The following is a 21132-nucleotide window of genomic DNA, read 5'->3' on the forward strand; positions in this document are numbered from 1 at the left end:
ATCCATCGACTTCAGGTTGCACGAACGGCCCTTGTCAGGGCCCATAAGGGCGAACTTCGCGACCTGAACGGCACGACGACGAACGCCTGCACCGAGGCGGTGATCGGTGCGCCCGAAAACAGGGCGGGCATGCGAGAGCCGCACCGGGCATCCATGAGCACGACGTCGACGAACGTCACCGCGAACGCAATCAACGAACGAGAGAACGGAAACCACCATGACGACCACCGCAGTGCGGGCACCTGCCATCCACGTGCAGGGCCTGACGAAGTCCTACGGAAAGCTCGAGGTGCTGAAGGGCGTCGACTTCGACGTCGCATCCGGCAGCATCTTCGCCCTGCTCGGCTCCAACGGGGCGGGCAAGACGACGGCCATCCGCATCCTCACCTCACTGCTGCATGCCGACGGCGGGGCGGCGACGGTGACCGGTTTCGACGTGTTCAAGCAGGGCGCCGACGTGCGGCAGTCGATCAGCCTGACCGGGCAGTTCGCGGCCGTGGACGACATTCTCACCGGGCGCGAGAACCTCGTGCTCATCGCCCAGCTGCGGCACGTGAAGAGCCCAGGAGGCGTCGCCGACGCCCTTCTCGCGCGGTTCTCTCTCACCGAGGCGGGCAGCCGCAAGGTCGCCACCTACTCGGGCGGAATGCGTCGTCGGCTCGACATCGCGATGAGCCTCATCGGCAATCCGCCGGTGATCTTCCTCGACGAGCCCACAACCGGCCTCGACCCCGAGGCGCGCATCGAGGTCTGGGATGCCGTCAAGCAGCTGGCAGCAGGCGGCACCACCGTGCTGCTCACCACCCAATACCTCGACGAGGCCGAGCAGCTGGCCGACCGCATCGCCATCCTCCACAAGGGCCGCATCATCGTGAACGGCACCCTGGCGGAGCTCAAGGCGCTGCTGCCGCCGGCGAAGGTCGAATACGTCGAGAAGCAGCCGAGTCTCGAGGACGTGTTCTTCGCGATCGTCGGCGACAACGGCGGCGAGTCGGCGGACGCCGACACCACTGGCGATTCCGACAAGGCCGGCGCGACCGCCTGCGCGAACGAGAAGTAGGCGAGGACCATGACAACGACAACGACTCAGCCGCCCGCCGCATCGCGGGCGTCGAGCGGGACGCACTTCTTCGGCGACACCGCGGTGCTCACCGGCCGCACCGTCAAGCACATCACCCGCAGCCTCGACACCATCATCACGACCTGCATCATGCCGATCGGGTTCCTGTTGCTGTTCGTCTACGTGCTCGGCGGCGCCATCAACACCGGCACGGACATCTCGTACGTGAACTACCTGCTGCCCGGCATCCTGCTCATCACCGTGGCGTCGGGCATCTCGTACACGGCGTTCCGGCTGTTCCTCGACATGCAGGGCGGCATCTTCGAACGCTTCCAGTCCATGCCGATCGCGCGGTCGTCGGTGCTGTGGGCCCATGTGCTCACGTCGATGATCGCGAACGTGGTGTCGATGGTCGTCGTGGTGGGCGTCGCGTTGCTGATGGGCTTCCGCACGGGGGCGAGCGTGCTCGACTGGCTGGCCGTGGCGGGCATCCTGCTGCTCTTCACCCTCGCGCTCACATGGATCGCCGTCATCCCGGGCCTGACCGCCAAGAGCGTGGATGGCGCGAGTGCGTTCTCGTACCCGCTCATCTTCTTGCCGTTCATCAGCTCGGCCTTCGTGCCGACGGCATCCATGCCGGGGCCTGTCGCCTGGTTCGCGGAGTACCAGCCGGTGACGCCGATCGTGAACACCATTCGCGACCTGTTCACCGGACAGCCCGTGGGCAGCGACATCGGGGTGGCGCTGGCGTGGATGGTGGGGATTCTGGTCGTGGCGTACGTCGCCGCGCAGGTGATCTATCGCAAGAAGATCAGCTGAACAGTCGCGCCCCGGCCGCTCCGCACGAAAACAGGCAGATCGCGCCACAACAGGCGGATCTCGCCTGTTTTCGTGCGGAGAGCGCGATTCTGTCTGTTTTCGGATGTGCTGCAGCCAGCGTCAGCGGTGGGCGATGTCAGCGGTGGGCGATGATCGTGTCCAGGGCGGTGCGCAGGCGGTCGACACCACCGGTGCCGAGCACCCCGTCCAGCCACTTCTCGTAGTCGACGACGATGGCCACCCCGGTGTTCAAGAGCCGCTCGCCGGATGGCGTCAGCCGGTAGAGCTTCGCGCGACCGTCGGTCGGGTCGGGTGCCAGGCTCAGATAGCCGCGCTTGACGAGGTGGGCGGCGAGCTCGGCGGATGCCTGCTTCGTGCGCCCGCCGCACTGGGTGAGAACCGCGAGCCTCGATCCATGCGGTTCGACGAGCGACAGCAGCGACACGTGCGGCACGCCGACGTCGTCATATCCGTGCTCGCGAAGCGTGCGCTCCAGATGCAGCACGAGGGTGCGCTGGGCCTCGCGCATGAGGTCCCCGAGCGGTTTATGCCGAGGGGAGAATTTCGTCAGGCCCTTGACTGATTCGACAGCGGTGGGCAATGTGGTCATGTGCCTGACTATATCGAGCAAGAGTCGCAACTCCGGGGCGAGACGGCATCCGGGGGCCGGCCGGCATCGGCCGCAAGTCCGGATTCCGCACCCGCCGCCGTCCCGGTGTCCGTCCCCGGGCGTCCGCCGATGCCAGAGGTCGCAGGCGTGAGGCATCGCATGGTCGAGGTGCTCGGGTCGGCCATGCACCTCGCCGAGGCCGGCGCGGAGGACGCGCCGCCGGTCATCCTGCTGCATGGGTTTCCCCAGCACTGGTACGCGTGGCGGCACCTCGTGCCGTCGCTGGCCGCCGAACACAGGGTGATCGCGGTCGATCTGCCGGGCTTCGGCTGGAGCGCACCGTCGCGCATCGGTTACTCGACGGATTCCCGCACCCGCGCGCTCATCGCGCTGCTCGACGAGCTCGGCCTGGGCACGGTCGATGTGATCGGCCACGACTGGGGCGCGTGGCTCGGCTTCCGGTTGGCGCTGGATGCGCCGGAGCGGGTGGGTCGGCTCGTCTCGATCGGCGAGCTGCACCCGTGGCCGCTCCAGCGCAGACTCGTGCCGAGCACGTGGCGCATGTGGGTGACGGCGCTGTTCGAAATGCCGGGGCTGGGCGTGGCGGTGCAGAAGCGGCGAAGCACGATCGCCTGGTTCCTCGCGCGGGATGCCCGCGAGCCGTCCGTCTGGTCCCGCGAGCTCATCGATGCGTATGCCGACGTGGCCGCGGTGCCCGCGGCATCCGAGGCAGGTCAGAAGATGCACGCCGCGTTCATCGCACGGGACATTCCGCGGCTGGTCCTGCGCCGAGACCGATCACGGTCGTTCACCACCCCGACGCTGCTCGTGGCCGCCGACAACGACCGGTACATTCCGGCCTGGTTGATGAAGCCGCCGCGCTCCAGGGAGAACGTGCTGAGCGTGCGCACCGTTCGCGGCGGGCACTTCGTGCTGGACGAGAATCCGGATGCCGTGGGCGAGCTGGTGCTCGCGCACCTCGCGGCCGCCGCAGGTTGAGCCCGTCGAAACCAGTGGCGGGACGCGCCGTCCTCTTCCTTCCCTGGAACGGTCGACGAAAACAAGCAGACCGCGCGACAACAGGCAGATCTGGTCTGTTTTCGTGCGGAGAGCGCGACCCTGCCTGTTTTCGGAAGGTGCGGGCGGAGCGGATGCGGGCGGAGTGGGGTTCGGGCCGGTGTATCTGGGACCGGGGTGGGCTCGGACGGTGGGCCGCTACGCGATCGCGGCGTCGACGATCGACTTCGCCTCGGACTGCACCTGGCGCAGGTGGTCCTCGCCGAGGAACGACTCCGCGTAGATCTTGTAGACGTCTTCGGTGCCGCTCGGGCGTGCCGCGAACCATGCGTTCTCGGTGACGACCTTGAGCCCGCCGATCGCTGCGTCGTTGCCAGGCGCCTTCGACAGCTTGGCCGTGATCTTCTCGCCCGCGAGCTCGTCGGCCGTGATGGCGTCGCCGTCGAGCTTGCCGAGCTTGGCCTTCTGCTCTTTGGATGCCGCGGCATCCACCCGCTGGTACACCGGGTCGCCGAAGCGCTCGGTCAGGCCGCGGTACAGCTGAGAGGGGCTCTTGCCTGTGACGGCCGTGATCTCGCTGGCGAGCAGGGCGAGCAGGATCCCGTCTTTGTCGGTCGTCCACGCCGTGCCGTCGAGCCGCAGGAACGACGCGCCGGCGCTCTCCTCGCCCCCAAACGCGACCGATCCGTCGACCAGTCCCGGCACGAACCACTTGAAGCCGACCGGCACCTCCCAGAGGCGGCGTCCCAGTGAGTCGGCGACCCGGTCGATGACCGACGACGAGACGAGAGTCTTGCCCACGGCGGCATCCGCCCGCCAGTCGGGGCGATGCGCATAGAGGTAGTCGATGGCGACGGCCAGGTAGTGGTTCGGGTTCATCAGGCCGCCGTCGGGCGTGACGATGCCGTGTCGGTCGGCATCGGCGTCGTTGCCGGTGAGGACGGCGAAATCGTCTTTGTGCTTCAGCACGGATGCCATGGCCGACGGGCTCGACGGATCCATGCGGATCTTGCCGTCCCAGTCCAGCGTCATGAAGCCCCACTGCGGATCGATGAGCGGGTTCACAACCGTGAGGTCGAGGCCGTACGTCTCGCCGATGAGCGCCCAGTAGTGCGCGCTGGCGCCGCCGAGCGGGTCGGCGCCGATGCGGATGCCGGCCCGACGGATGGCATCCACGTCGATGATGTGCTTGAGGTCGTCGACGTAGTTGCCCCGGAAGTCGTAGGTGGCGACACCGCTCGGCTCGGCTCGGTTCACCTCGCGCAGGCCGTTCGCGATGAGGTCGTTGGCGCGGTTCGCGATCCAGCTGGTCGCGTCGGAGTCGGCGGGGCCGCCATGCGGCGGGTTGTACTTGAAGCCGCCGTCGCGCGGCGGGTTGTGACTCGGGGTCACGACGATGCCGTCGGCCTGGGGCTCGCCAGGGTGCTCCTTGTTGTACTTGATGATCGCGTGGCTCACGGCCGGGGTCGGCACGAAGTCGTCGTATTCGTCGACGAGCACGTCGATGCCGTTCGCCACGAGCACCTCGAGCGCCGTGGTCTGGGCCGGTTCGCTCAGCGCGTGCGTGTCGGCGCCGATGAACAGGGGACCCGTCGTGCCCTGTCCTCGTCGGTACTCGACGATGGCCTGGGTGATGGCCGCGATGTGGTCGTCGTTGAACGCCGTGTCGAAGGCGCTGCCGCGGTGGCCGCTGGTGCCGAACACGACGCGCTGCTCCGGCACCGACGCATCCGGATGCTTCTCGTAGTACGCGCGCACGAGCGCCTCGACATCGATCAGGTCTTCGGGAGTGGCTGGGGTGCCCGCGCGATCGCTCATGCGAAGAGTCTTGCACCGGGCCGGGGCCGCGTCTGCCCCGAGAACCGGGACAGCTGCGCGATGCAGGATGCTCGATGCAGGATATGTCGCGCGTCGATGCGGATATCTGCTCGAGTGGCCTTATCTCCTGCACGGGTGCATCAGATGCCCATCGCAGCTCCGACGGCACCTGCCGCAGATAGGCTTTTCGGCATGTCGGATGCCCGTACCCAGAACCCAGGCGACCCGGTCGGCGATGATCACGCGGAGACCTACAGCTTTCTGGGCCCGGCCGGCACCTTCACCGAGGCGGCGCTCGCACAGGTGCCGCAGGCGCAAGGCAAGCCGTGGCGTGCCGTGAACAACGTGGGGGAGGCGCTCGACGACGTCGTCTCCGGGCGCAGCGTCGCGGCCATGATCGCGATCGAGAACTCGATCGAGGGCGGAGTCTCCGCGACGCAGGATGCGCTCGCGACCATGCCAGGGCTGCGCATCATCGGCGAATATCTCGTGCCCGTCGGGTTCGTGCTCGTGGCCAGGCCGGGGGTCGCGCTCGCCGATGTCAAGACCGTGACGGCGCATCCCGTGGCCTATGCGCAGTGCAAGGCGTGGCTCGGCGAGCATCTGCCTGCGCACGACTACGTGCCCGCGTCGAGCAACGTCACGGCGGCGACCTCGCTGCTGGAGACGGATGCCTCGGGCCGGCCGGCCGCCCTGGCCGACGCCGCGATCGCGCCGCCCACGATCGTCGCCCACCACGACGTGGTCGTGCTCGCCGAGAACATCATCGACAACCCGAACGCGGTCACGCGGTTCGCGCTCGTGAGCCGCACCACGGACATCCCGAAGCCGACCGGCGCCGACAAGACGACGCTGATCGTCGAGCTGCCGTCCGACCGCTCCGGCACGCTCGTCGAGATGCTCGAGCAGTTCTCCACGCGCGGCGTCAACCTCAGCCTCATCGAGTCGCGACCCATCGGCGACGAGTTCGGCAGGTATCGCTTCGTCATCGACGCCGACGGTCACGTGACCGACGAGCGGGTGGCTGATGCCCTGCTCGGCCTCTTCCGCTTCAGCCCGCACATCAACTTCTTGGGCTCGTACCCGCGTGCCGACCACCAGCCGGTGGAGTACGACCACCGTTACGACGATGACGTGTTCATCGAGGCCCGAGACTGGCTGCGCGGTCTGATCGGCGGCGAGCCGCAGGGCTGATCGCGACCCCCTACCCTGGGGCGATGGATGCCCGCTACCGCTTCTCCTCCCGCACCGACGACATCGACCGCGAGCTCGTGCATCGCTGGCTGAGCGAGGAGTCGTACTGGGCTGCTGGCCGAGACCGTGCCAAGCAGGACGCTGCGATCGACGGCTCGCGCAACTACGGGGTGTTCGACACGCAGACCGGCACACAGGTCGCCTACGCCCGCGTCGTGACCGACGGTGTGACCTTCGCCTGGCTCTGCGACGTGTTCGTCGATCCGTCGCAGCGCGGCAACGGGATCGGCGTCGGCTTGATCGGCGGCGTGATCTCCGACCTCGAGCCGCTCGGCCTCAAGCGCATCGCCCTGGCCACGGGCGACGCGCACGGTCTGTACGCGAAGTTCGGGTTCGCACCGCTCGAGAACCCGTCGATGTGGATGGCTCGCGCCGGCAGCTGAGGCCCGTCGCCTCGTTCCCGTGCGGTGCGGAGCGACACTCGCCGTCGCGGTCGGTCACGCGCGCACGCACCCACGGCCCACGACTACCCTCTCCCCATGCGCATCGTGGTGTCGGGAACGCACGCCAGCGGCAAGAGCACGCTGATCGCGGACTTCGCAATGCGGCATCCCGAGTTCGCGGTGCTGCCCGATCCGTTCGAGCTCATCGACGACAGCTGGGATACGCCGAGCGCGGCGATGTTCATGGCGCAGCTCCGCGTTGCCGCGCAACGACTCGGAAGCGATGACGAGGGCGAGTCGCTCATCGCCGAGCGCGGGCCGATCGACTTTCTCGCATACATCCTCGCGATGGCGGAGCTGAGCGGCACGACTGCCGACGGCGACCTCGTCGAGCGGGCGATGGCGCTGACGGCGGATGCCCTGGGCCGAGTCGACCTGCTGGCGGTGCTTCCGCTGACCCCCGGTCGGCCCATCCACGTCGGCGACGACGAGCAGCTCGAACTGCGCAGCGCGATGAACGACGTGCTGTTGGAGCTCATCGACGATCCCGACCTGATCGGCGACCGCCTCGCGGTGTGCGAGATCACGGGCGATCCGGCCGAACGGCTGGCCGCGCTGGAGGAGGCGGCGGGCATGCTCCGTCACGACGGGTGACGAGCGCGCGGCGCGGCGGGCGCCTCAGGAGCCGGGCGGCACGCGCACGACGAGAGCGCCGGCATCCGCCCAGAAGTGTGCGCCGACCACGTTGCCGAAGCCGTCGCCGTCGAGCTCGACCGGCTCCTCGCCCTCGACCTCGATCTGCACGGATGCCCCGCGCAGGTAGGTGAGCATGCGGGCCTTGTCGGAGCCCGTGAAGCGGATGATCTTGCGCCCGAACGATGTGCGACGCAGCACGTGGTTCTCCCAGGTGACCTTGCGCCAGATCCAGAGCCAGCCGAAGACGGTGCGCGGCTGCAGCAGCGCGATGTCGAGTTCGCCGTCATCGAGGGCGGCGTCCGGCATGAGCTCGATGGCGCCCGGCAGCACGCCGCAGTTGCCGGCCAGGATGGTGCTGACGTGGGCGGAGTGCTTCTGATGGCCGGGCAACTGGTAGTGGATGTGCAGCCGCTTCGTGCCGAGCGACCGCAACCCGCCGTCGACGTAGGCGAGCCAGCCGACGCGCTTCTTGAGCTGCGGGTTGGTCTTGGCGATCATCGCGGCGTCGATGCCGATGCCGGCCATCACGAGAAAGACGTGATCGCTGGATGCCCCGTTCTCCCTGGTCAGTTCGGCCACGCCGACGTCGACCTTCGCGTCGTCGCCGTGCATGGCCACGCGAACGGATGCCCGCACATCCGTCAAAGGCAGCCCCAGGTTGCGCGCCAGCAGGTTGCCGGTTCCGAGCGGCACGATGCCCAGCGGCACGCCGCTTCCACGCAGGCCGTGCGCCGCGGCGCGCACCGTCCCGTCGCCGCCCGCCACGATCGCGAGCCCGGCGCCCGCGTCGATCGCGCGCCGCGAAAGCCCCTGCCCTGCGTCGTCGACGGTGGTCTCCAGCCAGAGCACGCCCTCCCAGCCGGACGTCCCGTTCGGCAGGGATGCCCGAGCCTCCGCGAGCCCCATCTCCACCGCCGCGCGCAGCTCTTTCACGTCACCCTTGGTGGGGTTGTAGATGACGGCCACGAGCCGCGGCGACGCCGACGAGGAGGCGCCCGGCATCGTGTTCGAGGTCGGTGCGGCCGATTCGCTCACGCGTCAACGCTAGCCGTCGGCGCGCTCCTCCACGGAGTCCGTGCCGAATATCGGAGTCATGCGCACGTGGTCGGCGAGTCGCATCCCGCGTTCGGCGTGTCGGTTTGGAGTTCCGATTTCGAGCACGTCACGACCCGAGCGGGCCGGCCCCGAGCGCGCGGATCAGAGCGTCGTCTGCGGCGCATGGGAGATCGGGGATGACGCCGACGCCCTCCCAGTTCGTTCCGGTCACGGCATTGATCGACTGGGCGGTCGGCACGTGCAGCTGAAGATGCCCGGTGAGATCGAAGTCCTCACGCGGGTGCGCACCACCGCCGGTGGTCTCGCCGACGAGGGTGGCGCGTCCGATGGCCTGCAGGTCGTATGCCAGCTCTTCTCCACCGCTGAACGTGCGAGAGCTGGTGAGCACGAAGACCGGAACATCCGCGGCGAGCTTCGGCGCCAGGTAGGTCGTGGTCCACGACTGGCTCACCGTGCCATCGCGCGCCACAAGGTCTTGCAGATGCACCGGCTCGTCGCCGGTGAGGTGACTGACGATCATCGCGACTGACTCGGGGACACCGCCGAGGCATCCTCTCAGATCGATGATCAGCCGCGTGACTCCTTGCAGCAGGGTGAACGCGGCCGACACCACGGGGGCGAGGTATTCGCCGGGCAGGATGACAGGTCCGATCGTCATCAGTCCGACATTGCCCTCGAGCCTGCGCACCTCGCTGACGCCGGGCCCGTGGTCGCGCATGAGATCGAGGAGGAACGCGTGCGGATCCTCGCGGGGCGGAACGCCATCGGGAAAGTGCCGCACCCGCAGGTGGCCGTCCCCGTTGACCGACTGAAGGCGCTCGGTGAGAACGGCGGCCGTCGACGGCTCGTCCGACTCGTCGAATGCGACATCGTCGAGTGCACCCGCGATTCGCTCGGCGACCTCGGGGAAGACGTAGTTCTCGCGCACCAACTCCTGGATTCGGGCGATGAGGGTGGTGTCTTCATGCGATTCGTCGAGTGTCTCCACGATCGCCAGTGTTGGGAATGGCGGGGTGGGTGTCAAGCGGGGGCGAGTGGGGGCGGTCGCCTCTATCGCGGCTGCGCCGCTCATGGTCTCCATCGGGACGGCCGAGCGAGCAAGCTCGCCCTGCTCTCAGCTCGGTCGCCCATATCGCGGCTGCGCCGCTCAGAGGCTCAATCGGGGCGGCCAGCGTGAGCGAGCTCCCGCTGGCCGCCCCTCAATCGCCTCTAGACTTGTTCGGTGATCGATCCCGTACTTCTGCGCGAGAATCCCGACCTCATCAGGCGTTCGCAAGAGGCGAGGGGCGAGTCTCCCGACACGGTCGACGATGCGCTGAGTGCCGATGCCGAACGTCGTGCGGCGATCACCGAGTTCGAGTCTCTGCGAGCCGAGCAGAACGCGTTCGGCAAGCGCGTGGCATCCGCGCCGAAAGAGGAGAAGAAGGAGCTCGTCGCGCAGGCGCAGCAGCTCGCGGCGCAGGTGAAGGCGGCGCAGGCCGCGGCGTCCGACGCCGAAGAGCGGTTCGACGCCGCGGTGCGGCGCATCGGCAACGTGATCGTCGACGGCGTTCCCGCCGGTGGTGAGGATGACTTCGTCACCCTGCGCGAAGTCGGCCCGATTCCGACGTTCGACTTCGAGCCCCGCGACCACCTCGAACTCGGCGAGAAGCTCGACGCCATCGACATGGCGCGTGGCGCCAAGGTGAGCGGCGCGCGCTTCTACTTCTTGAAGGGGGTCGGCGCCCGCCTCGAGATCGCGCTGATGAATTACGCGCTCGACACCGCGCTCGCCAACGGCTTCACGCCGATGATCACACCGACGCTCGTGAAGCCGGAGATCATGCAGGGCACCGGCTTCCTCGGCGCCCACGCCGACGAGGTGTACCGCCTCGGCACCGACGACCTCTATCTCACGGGCACGAGCGAGGTGGCGCTCGCCGGGTATCACTCCGACGAGATCCTCGATCTCGACGATGGCGCGCTGCGCTACGCCGGCTGGTCGACCTGCTTCCGCCGCGAGGCCGGCAGCGGCGGCAAAGACACCCGCGGCATCATCCGCGTGCACCAGTTCAACAAGCTCGAGATGTTCGTCTACACGGTGCCGGAGGACGCCGAGGCAGAGCACCTGCGCCTCGTCGCGCTGCAGGAACAGATGCTGCAGTCCCTCGGCCTCGCCTACCGCGTGATCGACACCGCGGCGGGCGACCTCGGATCCAGCGCCGCCCGCAAGTACGACATCGAGGCCTGGGTGCCGACGCAGGGCAAGTATCGCGAGCTGACGTCCACCTCCAACTGCACGACGTTCCAGGCGCGCAGGTTGCAGACGCGCTATCGCACCGAGAGCGGCAAGACCACGCCGGTCGCGACGCTGAACGGCACGCTCGCCACCACCCGCTGGCTGGTGGCGTTGCTCGAGACGCACCAGCAGGCCGACGGAACGGTGGCCGTGCCGACGGCGCTGCAGCCGTACCTGGGCGGACTCGAGGTGTTGCGGCCGGTCGCGGCGTGAGCGCGGGGCAGCCCTCGGCAGGGGAGTCGAACGCGACGGAGTCTGCGGCGGAGGCCCTGGCATCCGGCCGCCTGCTCGTCGCGCTCGACGTCGACGGCACACTGCTGCATGAAGACGGCAGCGCCTCCGACGCAGTGAAGGATGCCGTGGCCCACGCCGTCGACGCCGGTCACGAGGTCACCCTCGCGACGGGTCGCAGCTGGGAGACGGCTCGCGACGTGCTCGCGCTCTTCGGGCTCCACCCCGAGTACGTCGTGTGCTCGAACGGCGCAGTGATCATGCAGCGCGACGGCGACGGATACCGCCGCGCCTACGTGGAGACATTCGACGCGCGGCCGGTGCTTCAGATGGTGCGACCCTTCCTGCCCGAGGGCGGATACATGGTCGAGCTCGCCGACGGCACCCGCCTGCACACCGTGGGCATGGACTCGTCGGGGTGGCAGCTCGGACCGGCGCAGCCCGTGCCGTTCGAGGAGCTCGGGCTCGAGCCCGCGAGCCGTGTGGTCGTGGTCTCGCCGTCGCACGACGCCGAGGAGTTTCTCGACATCGTCGAGCAGATGGGTCTGCACAAGGTGACGTACGCGGTGGGCTGGGCGGCGTGGCTGGACATCTCGCCGGAGGGCGTCAGCAAGGGCAGCGGCGTCGCCAGGATGCGCGAGCTGCTCGGATTCGAGCGCGAGGCGCTGCTGGTGGTCGGTGACGGCCGCAACGACATCGAGATGTTCGAGTACGCGGGCTCGGGAGGCGGGCGTGCCGTCGCGATGGGACAGGCTCCCGACGAGGTGAAAGCCGCAGCAGGGGAAGTGACGGGCGACGTCGACGACGACGGGCTGGCATCCGTGCTGCTTTCGGTCGCCTCGCCTGCACGCTGAGCCCACCTGTCGCGCCTCGCTGCCGCTGCCGCGGTTTCTCGACGCCGCTTCGCCCGGCCGACGCCGGTCGAGTGTGCGAATGTGTTCAGCTCCTTGGCTGGAAGGCGCTTTCCCTCGAGGATTGCAGCGCATCACGCATTCGAGGAGGAACGAGTGGAACGGCAATTGCGAAGGCATCGCCTGCGCGGAGGGCTCCGCCTGATCATCGGTGTAGGGGCCGCGATACCGCTCGCCGCCGCGACCGCGGCGCTGCCGGCCGTTGCGGCTCCGGCCGGAACGACCTACCACGTCGACTGCGGTGCGAGCGCGACCGGCGCCGACGGAAGCTCGGCACATCCATTCGCGTCGCTTCAGGCGGTGAACCTCGTGGCTTTGCACGCCGGCGACTCCGTGCTCTTCGCGCGTGGTTCGACCTGCGTCGGCACGCTGACTCCGAACGGGTCGGGCTCGAGCGGCGCACCCGTCGTGATCGGGGCCTACGGCGACGGCGCAGCCCCGAAGATCGACGGCAACGGCGCTCATGACGCCGTGCTGCTCGACAACATCGACAACATCACCGTGCAGGACCTCGACCTCACGAACGCGGCGAATCCCGGAACCGAGCGCACGGGAATCCGCATCCACCTCAAGGACTTCGGCAAGGCGAGCGGATTTGTGCTTCAGCGGCTGAACATCCACGACGTGATGGGAGATGACAACAAGGGAGTGAACGGGTCCGCCGCCATCCAGGTGGGCATCGACGGCTCGGCTACGCCGACGTGGATCGACGGACTTCAGATCCTTGACAACACGATCACGCACTCTGGGCGTGAAGGCATCTACACCAAGTCGACCTGGAACAAGCGCCCGGAAGTCGGCACCCAGGACACCAGCGGCCTCGGACCGTGGACACCGAGCACAGGCGTCGTGATCTCGGGCAATACGCTCACCAGCATCGCCGGCGACGGCATCAAGATCGACACGACGCAAGGTGCCGTCATCGAGCACAACGTGCTCAACGGGTTCCAGCTGCGCTCGAGTGCCAACAACGCGGGCATCTGGCCGTTCAACTCCGACGACACCGTCGTTCAATACAACGACGTGTCGGGTGGAGGCAGCGCGGGCGACGGCATGTCGTTCGATGCGGACGGCGGCTCGCAGCGCACCATCTTCCAGTACAACTACAGTCACGACAACGTCGGCGGTCTGCTTCTGGTCTGTCCGTATTCCGGCGCCAAGACGTACGGCACCATCATGCGATACAACGTCAGCATCAACGATGGCAGAGGCAGCAGGCTCTTCCAGCTCTGCCCCGGCGACATCGACCAGACTCAGATCTACAACAACACCATCATCGACGACACCGTCACGCCCACGTACTTTCTGCAAGACGACAACAGCACCAGGCGAGGCGTGAGCTGGCACAACAACATCGTCGTGAACCGCGGTGCCGCGATGTCCACGCAGGTGCGCGGCGCCGGGCTCGAGTTCGACCACAACGTGCTGATCGGCGTGACGGGTGTGCCGGCGAACGCCGACGGAAGCACCAATCCCGGTGGATCGGACGCCGACCCCGGATTCGTCGATGAAGCGCATGTGCCGACGGGCATGGACGACCTGGCAGGCGTGAAGCTGCGCGCCGGATCGCCGGCCCTCGGCGCAGGAGCCGCGGTCAGCGACAACGGGGGGCTCGACTACTTCGGCACCTCTGTTCCGGATGGCGCAGTCAACATCGGCGCGTATCAGGGGCCTGGCATCGTCACGGCCGACCCGGCAACGATTCGGCTCCCCGCCGTGTCGGTCGTCTCTGGCACGTCGACGATCGTGAAGGCGAACCTGACGTGGTGGGGCGCGAAGCCCACGGCCGGCCTGACCGCATCGCTCGCGGCCCCGGCGGGCTGGCGGGTCGTGGCCGCGCACGCGATCGTTCCCGACGGTGTCGCTCCTGGCGCCAGTGTGGAACTGAGCTGGAAGGTCTCCCCCTCCGGCGACGGTGCAGACGGGATCCGCGCAGCTGACGGTGTCGGCGTCCGCCGGCGGAACGGTGCTCGGCACCGCGTCGACGACGGCTACGGTGACGTCGCTGTATCCCGACATCGAGTCGGCCTTCAACGACGTGGCGATCACCGCCGACGGCGCGAACCCCTACACGGGCGACCTTGCGCTCAGCGAGAGCAGCCTGTCAGCGAACGAGATGCTGAAGGAGAAGGGCATCCAATCGGGCGCGACGGTTCAGGGCGGCAAGGTCACGTACACCTGGCCGGAATTCACCCCTGGCGAGAAGAATGCCGTATGGGCCGGCGGGCAGAGCATCGCGGTCGACGGCCAGGGGGATTCGCTGGGCTTCGTCACGATCGGTGTGAACGCGTACCCCACTGCGGTGTCTGGCAAGGGGTCGGTCACCTACACCGACGGAACCACGAGTTCGTTCACCCTTGCAACGGGCGACTACTACTACAACAACCTCGCGACGGGGAGCTCCATCTTCGCCACGATGTCGTATCGCAACACGCCAACGGGCAAGGGAACGGGAAAGTTCTCGCTCTTCGAAAGCACGGTGCCGCTCGATGACACGAAGACGGTTGCGTTCGTGACGTTGCCCGCCCTTCCGGCATACTCCGACGGCAAGACACCAGGGATGCTGGTGCTCGCCATGGGCATCGGGGGCGCGGCAGCCGAACCGACGCCCGACGGCCCCGTCACGGTCAGCGAGCCGAAGGTGCACCCCGGTGACAAGGTGACGTTCTCGGCCGAGGGCTTCTACGACTCCGAGCGGGTCACAGGAACGGTGCATTCCGATCCGATCGACCTCGGTGCGACGAACGCGACGGCGGGAAAGGCATCCCTCACCTGGACCGTGCCGGCCGACTTCGAGCTCGGCAGCCACGAGGTGACGCTGACCGGCGCAGACTCCGGTGCGGTGATGCAGTCGACGTTCGACGTCGTCGCGGCACCATCGGAACCCGGCGACGGAGGTGACGGAGGCACGAGCGGCGGGTCGACAGGATCGGGCGGTTCCACGGGAGGTGGGTCCTCGGCGGGTTCGCACGGCGCGGCATCCGATGACAGCTCGCTTGCCTCCACCGGAAGTGACATCACCGTCGGCGCGAGCCTCGCGGCACTGGCACTCCTGTCGGGTGCTGGCATGCTTGCGGCAAGGCGTCGTCGACGCAAGGCCTGATCCTCCCGGGTCGGCGCACGAGGGCGGATGCCGTGACGGCGTTCGCCCTCGTCGTCGCGAACGCGCCCAGGGACCGCGAATCGGTGGCCAAGCGACGAGCCGAGCGCGGCCCGACGTACCGCGCGCTACGCACCAGGACGTGCCGCGGCCGTCGACTCACGCACGTTGAGCGCAGGCAGAAGATGGATGCGGCCACGTGACGCGCCGAGGCTCGATTCCGCTCCCACGCGTTCGAAGCACATCGAGAACGCGAGGTGCCCGAGATCGTGCTTCGCCGGAGCCACTGCCGTCAGGGGGACGCTCGCAAGAGAGGCGACCTCGTCGTCATACGCCACGACCGACAAGTCATCCGGCACCCGTATTCCGCGTTCCGCTGCGAGGTCGAGAAGGCCGATGGCGTCCACGTCGGTGAGCACGAGGAGGGCGTGCGTGTCGGTGTCGATGCAGCGGGACAGGAGCCGTTCGAGGTTGTCCCGCCTCGGTGAATCGCTGTCGGGATTGCGTGTGATCTCGTGCTCGAAGCAACGGGCGGGATCGATCGTGAACTCGGACAGTGCGCGACGGAAGCCGTCTCTCACCCACGGCGCCGTAGGGGTGTCCCGCATGGCGAGCCCGATGGAGTCGTGCCCGAGCTCCGCGAGATGGCGTACGGCGAGGCGTGCGCCGTACGCATGATCACTGCGAACAGACTCGAGCGGACCCTGTTCGGGCTCTTCGCCGAGATCACGTTCCACGATGACGACCGGCACCCGGGCTCGCATCAGAGTCTTGTGCAGCTCGACGCTCTCGGTGAACTCGCGGCTCGGGGTCACGAGCATCCCGTCGACGCCCAGGTCGAGCAGGCGGCGCACCTGGTGCAGCTCGACGGCCTCTGTGTAGTCGGAGACCCCCAGCACGAGGCGGCATCCGAGATCGCGCGCGGCCCGTTTCGCTCCGGCGATCACCGCTGCGTAGTAGTACTCGCCGCTCGGTGTCACCATGCCGATCGTCGCCCGCGGACGCGCGCCTGCACCCGGACGCTGCTCGACGACCTGTTGCTTGACGGGGATCGCTCCACCGTGCACGCGGCGCAGCAGACCACGTTCCTCCAAGAGGCGAAGATCGCGGCGGACGGTCATGCCGGAGACGCCGAGGGTCGTGGCGAGGTCCTCGGTCCGGACCGAGGATCGTGAGTTCAGGGCGTCGAGAATGGCGTCGTGGCGTTCGTTCTCGAGGAGCATCTGTGTTCCCGTTCAGCCGCGTTCGTCACCCGAACATGAGCCCATTAATTGTACGGGCGGTTGAGCTGCCCACTCGGGAAGACGGCCTTCACATGGTGCCGTCGCCGACGTGGCTCCCGTATGGGGGTGTTATCCTCTCACCTTGAACGCCTCGCTCCGAGCGCGGCGAACGACCCGACGTTCGGGCGCATTCTGTGCCCCCACGACAGCCCATGAGCCTATGACTGCCTACCCAACCCGACGCGCGGCGCGCGAGGCGCGGCACGCCGCCGCAGCCCCTGGCTCGCGACGCGCGGCGAGGGCGGAATCGGCTCGGCTGGGCGCCTCGCGGCGCTCTGACGAGCGACATGCGGGTGCGTCGCACCGAGCGACACCCAAGCGGTGGCGCTCGCCGGGGCGCGTGACCGCGGCGGCCGCGGCGTCCCTCTTCCTCGCGGGAAGCGCGATGGTCGCGATCCCCGCCAACGCGTCGACCACGCCGACCGGCGCGGTCTATGCAGACGAGCTGATCGCGCACACCCAGTCGCTGCACGTCTCGGGTGCGGTGTCGCAGCAGTCGCTCGAGCAGACCAAGTTCGACTCGGCGGGATTCACCCGGCCAGACGGCAGCCCCGCGATCACCGTCGGTGGCACGACCAACATCGACTGGGCGGCCCTCGTGCTGCAAGACGGCGGCTTTCCGGTGACGCCGAACAACCTCACGGTGATGCTGCAGTGGATGGATTCGGAGAACGATCCGAACTCCTGGTGGCTGCGCAACAATCCGCTCAACAACGGGCTCGGCTCCGGCGGCGGCGCCGGCTTCGGCAGCTACCACAACCTCACCATCGCGGCGAGCTACGTGGCGCAGCAGTTGCACCGGGATCTCTTCTCCGGCATCGCGCAGGCGTTCGCGGCGAACTCTCCGGTCTCGGTGAGCGTGCAGGCGATCATCGACTCGCCGTGGGCCGGCAGCCACTACGGCTACGGCTCCATCTGGCACGGAGTCGACGTGCCCATCGTCTCAGCCCCGGCCGACGACTGGTAGGCCGGCTGCTCGACGTGCCGCCGCGAGTTGAGGAGCGCGCGGCGCAGCCGTGCGCACCCCGAAACCCTGGCCCATCCGCAGCGTGGTTTCGAGACGCGCGCCGTCGGCGTGCTCCTCACCCGGCGGTGGGGACCGCGCGCCTTCGGCGTGCTCCTCACACGGCGGTGATCCGTAGCCCCGCGACACGCGGCATAGCCTGACGGGATGGATTACGGCCACCCGCTTCGGTTCGGAACCTTCGTCACCCCCGTGAACGGCCGGCCGCAGCAGCCGGTGCAGCTCGCGCAGCTGAGCGAACAGCTCGGGTTCGACCTCGTCACCTTCCAGGACCACCCGTACCAGCCTGCGTTCCTCGACACGTGGACGCTCATGTCGTACGTGGCGGCGGCGACCACGAGCATCCACATCGCGCCGAACGTTCTCAACCTGCCGCTGCGGCCGGCTCCGGTGATCGCACGGGCGGCGGCATCCCTCGACCTTCTCTCGAACGGGCGGTTCGACCTCGGCCTCGGCGCGGGCGGGTTCTGGGATCCGATCGCCGCGATGGGCGGACGCAGGCTCACGCCTGGCCAGGCCGTCGACCAGCTCGACGAGGCGATCGACGTGATCCGCGGCACGTGGGATGCCGGCAACCGCGAGCGCTTCACCGGCGGCGAGTACTACCCGGTGAACGGCGCCAAGCGAGGGCCGGCGCCGGCGCATGACATTCCTGTCTGGGTCGGGGCGCTCAAGCCGAGGATGCTGCGCCTCACCGGCCGCAAAGCCGACGGGTGGCTCCCGTCGCTGGGCTACCTGCAACCGGGTGACCTGCAGGCCGGCAATGCGCGCATCGACGACGCGGCAGCGGATGCCGGCAGGCGCCCCGACGAGGTGCGTCGCATGCTCAACATCGGCGGGGACCTCGAGGCCGAGCAGCTCGTCGCGTTCGCGCTCGACGACGGGGTGAGCACGTTCATCCTGGCCGGCGACGACGCCTACACGATGCAGCATTTCGCCGAGGAGGTCGTGCCCGCCGTGCGCGAGGCCGTCGACGCCGAACGTGCGCGTCGGGGAACTCAGGTCGGCTCAGGTCGCAGCGCAGCCGCTCTCGCCAAACGGAGCCCCGAGATCGCGTACGACGAGATTCCCGAGTCGCTGCGCGAGCTGGCGGTCGAGCCCGGCGATTTCGCCTATCGAACGGTGAAGTCGACGTACGCGCGCGCGGGTTCCCCTGGTCTCGTGCTGCGCCCGCGCACGGTCGACGAAGTGGCGGACGCCGTCGCCTTCGCCCGCCGCACTCCGAACGTGCCGCTCGGCATCCGCAGCGGCGGGCACGGGCTGAGCGGTCGCAGCACCAACGACGGCGGCATCGTCATCGACCTGGCCGCTTTGAACGAGATCGGGGTGCTCGACGAGGCGACCCGTCGTGTGCGAGTGGGGCCCGGCGCCCGCTGGATGGACGTCGCACGCGCCCTCGAGCCGCACGGCTGGGCGCTCTCCAGCGGCGACTACGGCGGGGTGGGAGTCGGCGGCCTCGCGACGGCCGGCGGCATCGGCTTTCTCGCGCGCGAGCACGGTCTCACCATCGATCACGTCGTCGCCGCCGACGTCGTGCTCGCGGACGGAACGGTGGTGCGAGCATCCGCCGACGAGAACGCCGACCTGTTCTGGGCCGTGCGTGGCGCAGGGGCCAACGTCGGCATCGTCACGTCGTTCGAGTTCGAGACGGATGCCGTCGGCGATGTCGGGTGGACGCAGCTCGTGTTCGACGCCTCCGACACCGCCGCCTTTCTGCAGCGATTCGGCGAGGCGATGGAGGCCGCTCCTCGCGACACCACCCTCTTTCTCATCCTCGCCAGACAGCGCGGTGAGGTGATCGGTCAGCTGTACGGCGTCGTCGATTCGAGCGATCCCGACACGATCATCGAGCGTCTTCAGCCGTTCGCCGCGATCGGCCCCCTGGCGGGGCAACAGGTGCAGCTCGCGCCCTACGCCGACGTGATGGCGAACGCGTCGGATGCCATGCACGACGGTCAGGGCGAGCCGCATTTCAGATCGGGGCTCGTCGCGCATCTCGATGCGGAGGTGGCGGTCGCGGGCGCGGCGATGGTGCAGTCGGGCGCCACGCCGTGGTTCCAGATCAGGTCGGTGGGCGGCGCCGTGGCGGATGTTCCGTCGGATGCCACGCCCTACGCCCATCGAGCAGCCAACTTCTCGATCACCGCTATCGGTCGGGGCGACCGCTTCGAGACGCTGTGGAAGGACCTCGCCGAACACTTCGACGGGCTCTACATCAGCTTCGAGTCCCGCGAGGGACCGGAGCTCGTCGAGCAGGCGTTCCCACCCGCAACCCTGGCGAGGCTGCGTGAGATCAAGGGACGCTACGACCCGAACGCCGTCTTCCGCGACAACTTCAACGTGGGCGTCGAGGACGCGGTGAACGGCTGACGCGCCGTTTCGCGGTGCTCCTCAACCTTCGGGGCGGGGTGCGCGTCGGCGGTCGCTTCTAGCATGACGGGATGACGGCTGTGCACCGGCTCACGCGCGAGGAGGCGCGGCAGATCGCGGTGCGCTCCCAGCTGCTCGACGCCTCCATGCCCACGGATCTGCTCGACACCGTGCGACGCCTCACACTCGTGCAGTACGAACCGACCGCCGCGGTCGCGCCGAGCGCCGACCTCGTGCTGTGGAGTCGGCTGGGCAGGTACTTCCGGCCGGATGATCTGCAGCGGGCACTGGCATCCCACGTGCTGCTGGAGATGCGCAGCATGATGCGGCCGGCGCACGACGCAGCCCTGTACCGAGCGGAGATGCAGGCGTGGCCGGGCGAGGATGCCACAGGCTGGGCCCGTCACCAGGCAGACTGGGTGGCGGCGAACGACGCGTGCCGCCGCGACATCCTCGCCAGGCTCCGAGACGCGGGCCCCACCATCTCGCGCGACCTGCCCGACACCTGCGTCGAGCCGTGGAAGTCGAGCGGTTGGAACAGCGGACGCAACGTGGCCATGATGCTCGAGCTGATGGAGCTGCGTGGCGACGTCGCCGTGGCCGGTCGTCTCGGCCGCGAGCGGCAGTGGGACCTCGCCGAGCGGCTCTATCCCGACGACCCCGTGGTGCCCGAGCCGGATGCCTCGCACGAACGCCGCATGCGCCGGCTGCGCTCACTCGGTGTGGCCAGAGCCCGCACCACGCAGACGCCCGGCGAGCAGAACGACGTCGGAGACGTCGGCGAGCCTGCCGTCATCGACGGCGTTCGTGGGCAGTGGCGGGTCGATCCGGCCCAGCTCGGCCGCGATTTCGAGGGCAGAACCGCCTTGCTCTCGCCGTTCGACCGACTCGTCTTCGACCGCAAGCGCATGCTCGAGCTCTTCGAGTTCGACTACCAGCTCGGCATCTACACGCCCGAGCCGAAACGGCGTTTCGGGTTCTACGCGCTGCCCGTGCTGCACGGCGACCGCCTCGTCGGCAAGGTGGATGCGACCGCGAACGCGCCGGATGGCATCCTGCGCGTCAACCGCATCTACGAAGACGAGCCGTGGAACGCCGAGCTGAAGGATGCCGTCACCGCCGAACTCGAGAGCCTCGCCTTCATGCTGCGGCTGCGAGTGCAGCGCGACACCGCGGGATGAGCTGGCATGATCAGCCGAGGCCGCCGTACGGCCCGCCGAGG

Annotated in this window: 18 protein-coding genes; 13 read left to right on the plus strand and 5 right to left on the minus strand. The window is 68.5% G+C overall.

Annotated elements, in window-relative coordinates; genetic code table 11:
- The first annotated feature begins 217 nt into the window (after window positions 1-217).
- Together FPZ11_RS14120 and FPZ11_RS14125 are read left to right on the plus strand one after the other, a co-directional pair.
- Window positions 218-1060, plus strand: a complete 843-nt coding sequence (locus FPZ11_RS14120; protein WP_146321778.1) for an ABC transporter ATP-binding protein — start codon at window positions 218-220, stop codon at window positions 1058-1060.
- A gap of 9 nt (window positions 1061-1069) precedes the next feature.
- The gene (locus FPZ11_RS14125; RefSeq protein ID WP_146321779.1) at window positions 1070-1879 is read left to right on the plus strand and encodes an ABC transporter permease; all 810 of its coding nucleotides are present in this window, start codon (window positions 1070-1072) and stop codon (window positions 1877-1879) included.
- A 136-nt stretch (window positions 1880-2015) separates the two neighbouring features.
- Here FPZ11_RS14125 and FPZ11_RS14130 read toward each other — a convergent pair whose 3' ends face one another.
- Window positions 2016-2489, minus strand: a complete 474-nt coding sequence (locus FPZ11_RS14130) for a MarR family winged helix-turn-helix transcriptional regulator (RefSeq protein ID WP_168203838.1) — start codon at window positions 2487-2489, stop codon at window positions 2016-2018.
- Between the two features lie 129 nt (window positions 2490-2618).
- Between FPZ11_RS14130 and FPZ11_RS14135 the strand changes: the two genes are divergently transcribed.
- Window positions 2619-3488, plus strand: a complete 870-nt coding sequence (locus tag FPZ11_RS14135) for an alpha/beta fold hydrolase (RefSeq protein ID WP_146321781.1) — start codon at window positions 2619-2621, stop codon at window positions 3486-3488.
- 216 nt (window positions 3489-3704) lie between these two features.
- Here the strand turns inward: FPZ11_RS14135 and pgm are convergent, their stop codons facing one another.
- Window positions 3705-5324 (minus strand): phosphoglucomutase (alpha-D-glucose-1,6-bisphosphate-dependent), encoded by a 1620-nt coding sequence (pgm, locus tag FPZ11_RS14140; RefSeq protein WP_146321782.1) that lies wholly within the window; start codon window positions 5322-5324, stop codon window positions 3705-3707.
- A gap of 192 nt (window positions 5325-5516) precedes the next feature.
- Between pgm and pheA the strand changes: the two genes are divergently transcribed.
- From pheA to FPZ11_RS14155, 3 genes are all read left to right on the plus strand, one after another.
- The gene (gene pheA, locus FPZ11_RS14145) at window positions 5517-6518 is read left to right on the plus strand and encodes a prephenate dehydratase (protein ID WP_146322909.1); all 1002 of its coding nucleotides are present in this window, start codon (window positions 5517-5519) and stop codon (window positions 6516-6518) included.
- Window positions 6519-6541: 23 nt separating this feature from the next.
- Window positions 6542-6961, plus strand: a complete 420-nt coding sequence (locus FPZ11_RS14150; RefSeq protein WP_146321783.1) for a GNAT family N-acetyltransferase — start codon at window positions 6542-6544, stop codon at window positions 6959-6961.
- A gap of 96 nt (window positions 6962-7057) precedes the next feature.
- Window positions 7058-7615 (plus strand): DEAD/DEAH box helicase family protein, encoded by a 558-nt coding sequence (locus tag FPZ11_RS14155; RefSeq protein WP_146321784.1) that lies wholly within the window; start codon window positions 7058-7060, stop codon window positions 7613-7615.
- 24 nt (window positions 7616-7639) lie between these two features.
- On the opposite strand, the gene FPZ11_RS14160 is transcribed toward FPZ11_RS14155, so the two are convergent.
- Together FPZ11_RS14160 and FPZ11_RS14165 are read right to left on the minus strand one after the other, a co-directional pair.
- Entirely contained in the window at window positions 7640-8692 is a 1053-nt protein-coding gene (locus tag FPZ11_RS14160) for a diacylglycerol/lipid kinase family protein (protein WP_246846274.1), read from the minus strand.
- Between the two features lie 127 nt (window positions 8693-8819).
- Complete coding sequence (locus FPZ11_RS14165; protein ID WP_168203839.1) at window positions 8820-9701, minus strand: S41 family peptidase; 882 nt, start codon at window positions 9699-9701, stop codon at window positions 8820-8822.
- Window positions 9702-9935: 234 nt separating this feature from the next.
- Between FPZ11_RS14165 and serS the strand changes: the two genes are divergently transcribed.
- The 4 genes from serS (at window position 9936) to FPZ11_RS19330 (ending at window position 15236) form a co-directional block, all read left to right on the plus strand.
- The gene (gene serS, locus FPZ11_RS14170; RefSeq protein WP_146321786.1) at window positions 9936-11204 is read left to right on the plus strand and encodes a serine--tRNA ligase; all 1269 of its coding nucleotides are present in this window, start codon (window positions 9936-9938) and stop codon (window positions 11202-11204) included.
- Window positions 11201-12076, plus strand: a complete 876-nt coding sequence (locus FPZ11_RS14175; RefSeq protein ID WP_246846275.1) for an HAD family hydrolase — start codon at window positions 11201-11203, stop codon at window positions 12074-12076. Before serS ends, FPZ11_RS14175 begins: the two co-directional genes overlap by 4 nt.
- 153 nt (window positions 12077-12229) lie before the next feature.
- On the plus strand, window positions 12230-14626 hold the full coding sequence (locus tag FPZ11_RS14180; protein WP_146321787.1) for a right-handed parallel beta-helix repeat-containing protein: 2397 nt from the start codon (window positions 12230-12232) through the stop codon (window positions 14624-14626).
- Between the two features lie 19 nt (window positions 14627-14645).
- A complete protein-coding gene (locus FPZ11_RS19330; protein ID WP_168203840.1) occupies window positions 14646-15236 on the plus strand; it encodes an LAVTG motif-containing sortase-dependent surface protein in 591 nt (196 codons plus the stop codon).
- 125 nt (window positions 15237-15361) lie between these two features.
- Here FPZ11_RS19330 and FPZ11_RS14190 read toward each other — a convergent pair whose 3' ends face one another.
- Entirely contained in the window at window positions 15362-16456 is a 1095-nt protein-coding gene (locus FPZ11_RS14190) for a substrate-binding domain-containing protein (protein ID WP_146321789.1), read from the minus strand.
- Window positions 16457-16856: 400 nt separating this feature from the next.
- On the opposite strand from FPZ11_RS14190, the gene FPZ11_RS14195 reads away from it, so the two are divergent.
- The 3 genes from FPZ11_RS14195 to FPZ11_RS14205 all read left to right on the plus strand — a co-directional run bounded on the left by FPZ11_RS14195 (window position 16857) and on the right by FPZ11_RS14205 (window position 21091).
- A complete protein-coding gene (locus FPZ11_RS14195) occupies window positions 16857-17483 on the plus strand; it encodes a hypothetical protein (RefSeq protein ID WP_146321790.1) in 627 nt (208 codons plus the stop codon).
- A 204-nt stretch (window positions 17484-17687) separates the two neighbouring features.
- Entirely contained in the window at window positions 17688-19910 is a 2223-nt protein-coding gene (locus FPZ11_RS14200) for an LLM class flavin-dependent oxidoreductase (RefSeq protein WP_146321791.1), read from the plus strand.
- Window positions 19911-19981: 71 nt separating this feature from the next.
- Window positions 19982-21091: a DNA glycosylase AlkZ-like family protein gene (locus tag FPZ11_RS14205; RefSeq protein WP_146321792.1), complete on the plus strand. Its 1110-nt coding sequence runs from the start codon at window positions 19982-19984 to the stop codon at window positions 21089-21091.
- The last annotated feature ends 41 nt before the right edge of the window (window positions 21092-21132 follow it).

The organism is Humibacter ginsenosidimutans, from assembly GCF_007859675.1.
GTDB lineage: Bacteria > Actinomycetota > Actinomycetes > Actinomycetales > Microbacteriaceae > Humibacter > Humibacter ginsenosidimutans.

Coding starts and splice junctions, on each gene's coding strand:
- FPZ11_RS14135 (WP_146321781.1), top strand. CDS start 2,619: ATGCCAGAGGTCGCAGGCGTGAGGCATCGCATGGTCGAGGTGCTCGGG.
- FPZ11_RS14205 (WP_146321792.1), top strand. CDS start 19,982: ATGACGGCTGTGCACCGGCTCACGCGCGAGGAGGCGCGGCAGATCGCG.
- FPZ11_RS14125 (WP_146321779.1), top strand. CDS start 1,070: ATGACAACGACAACGACTCAGCCGCCCGCCGCATCGCGGGCGTCGAGC.
- FPZ11_RS14120 (WP_146321778.1), top strand. CDS start 218: ATGACGACCACCGCAGTGCGGGCACCTGCCATCCACGTGCAGGGCCTG.
- FPZ11_RS14200 (WP_146321791.1), top strand. CDS start 17,688: ATGGATTACGGCCACCCGCTTCGGTTCGGAACCTTCGTCACCCCCGTG.
- FPZ11_RS14190 (WP_146321789.1), bottom strand. CDS start 16,456: ATGCTCCTCGAGAACGAACGCCACGACGCCATTCTCGACGCCCTGAAC.
- pheA (WP_146322909.1), top strand. CDS start 5,517: ATGTCGGATGCCCGTACCCAGAACCCAGGCGACCCGGTCGGCGATGAT.
- pgm (WP_146321782.1), bottom strand. CDS start 5,324: ATGAGCGATCGCGCGGGCACCCCAGCCACTCCCGAAGACCTGATCGAT.
- FPZ11_RS14150 (WP_146321783.1), top strand. CDS start 6,542: ATGGATGCCCGCTACCGCTTCTCCTCCCGCACCGACGACATCGACCGC.
- FPZ11_RS14155 (WP_146321784.1), top strand. CDS start 7,058: ATGCGCATCGTGGTGTCGGGAACGCACGCCAGCGGCAAGAGCACGCTG.
- FPZ11_RS14130 (WP_168203838.1), bottom strand. CDS start 2,489: ATGACCACATTGCCCACCGCTGTCGAATCAGTCAAGGGCCTGACGAAA.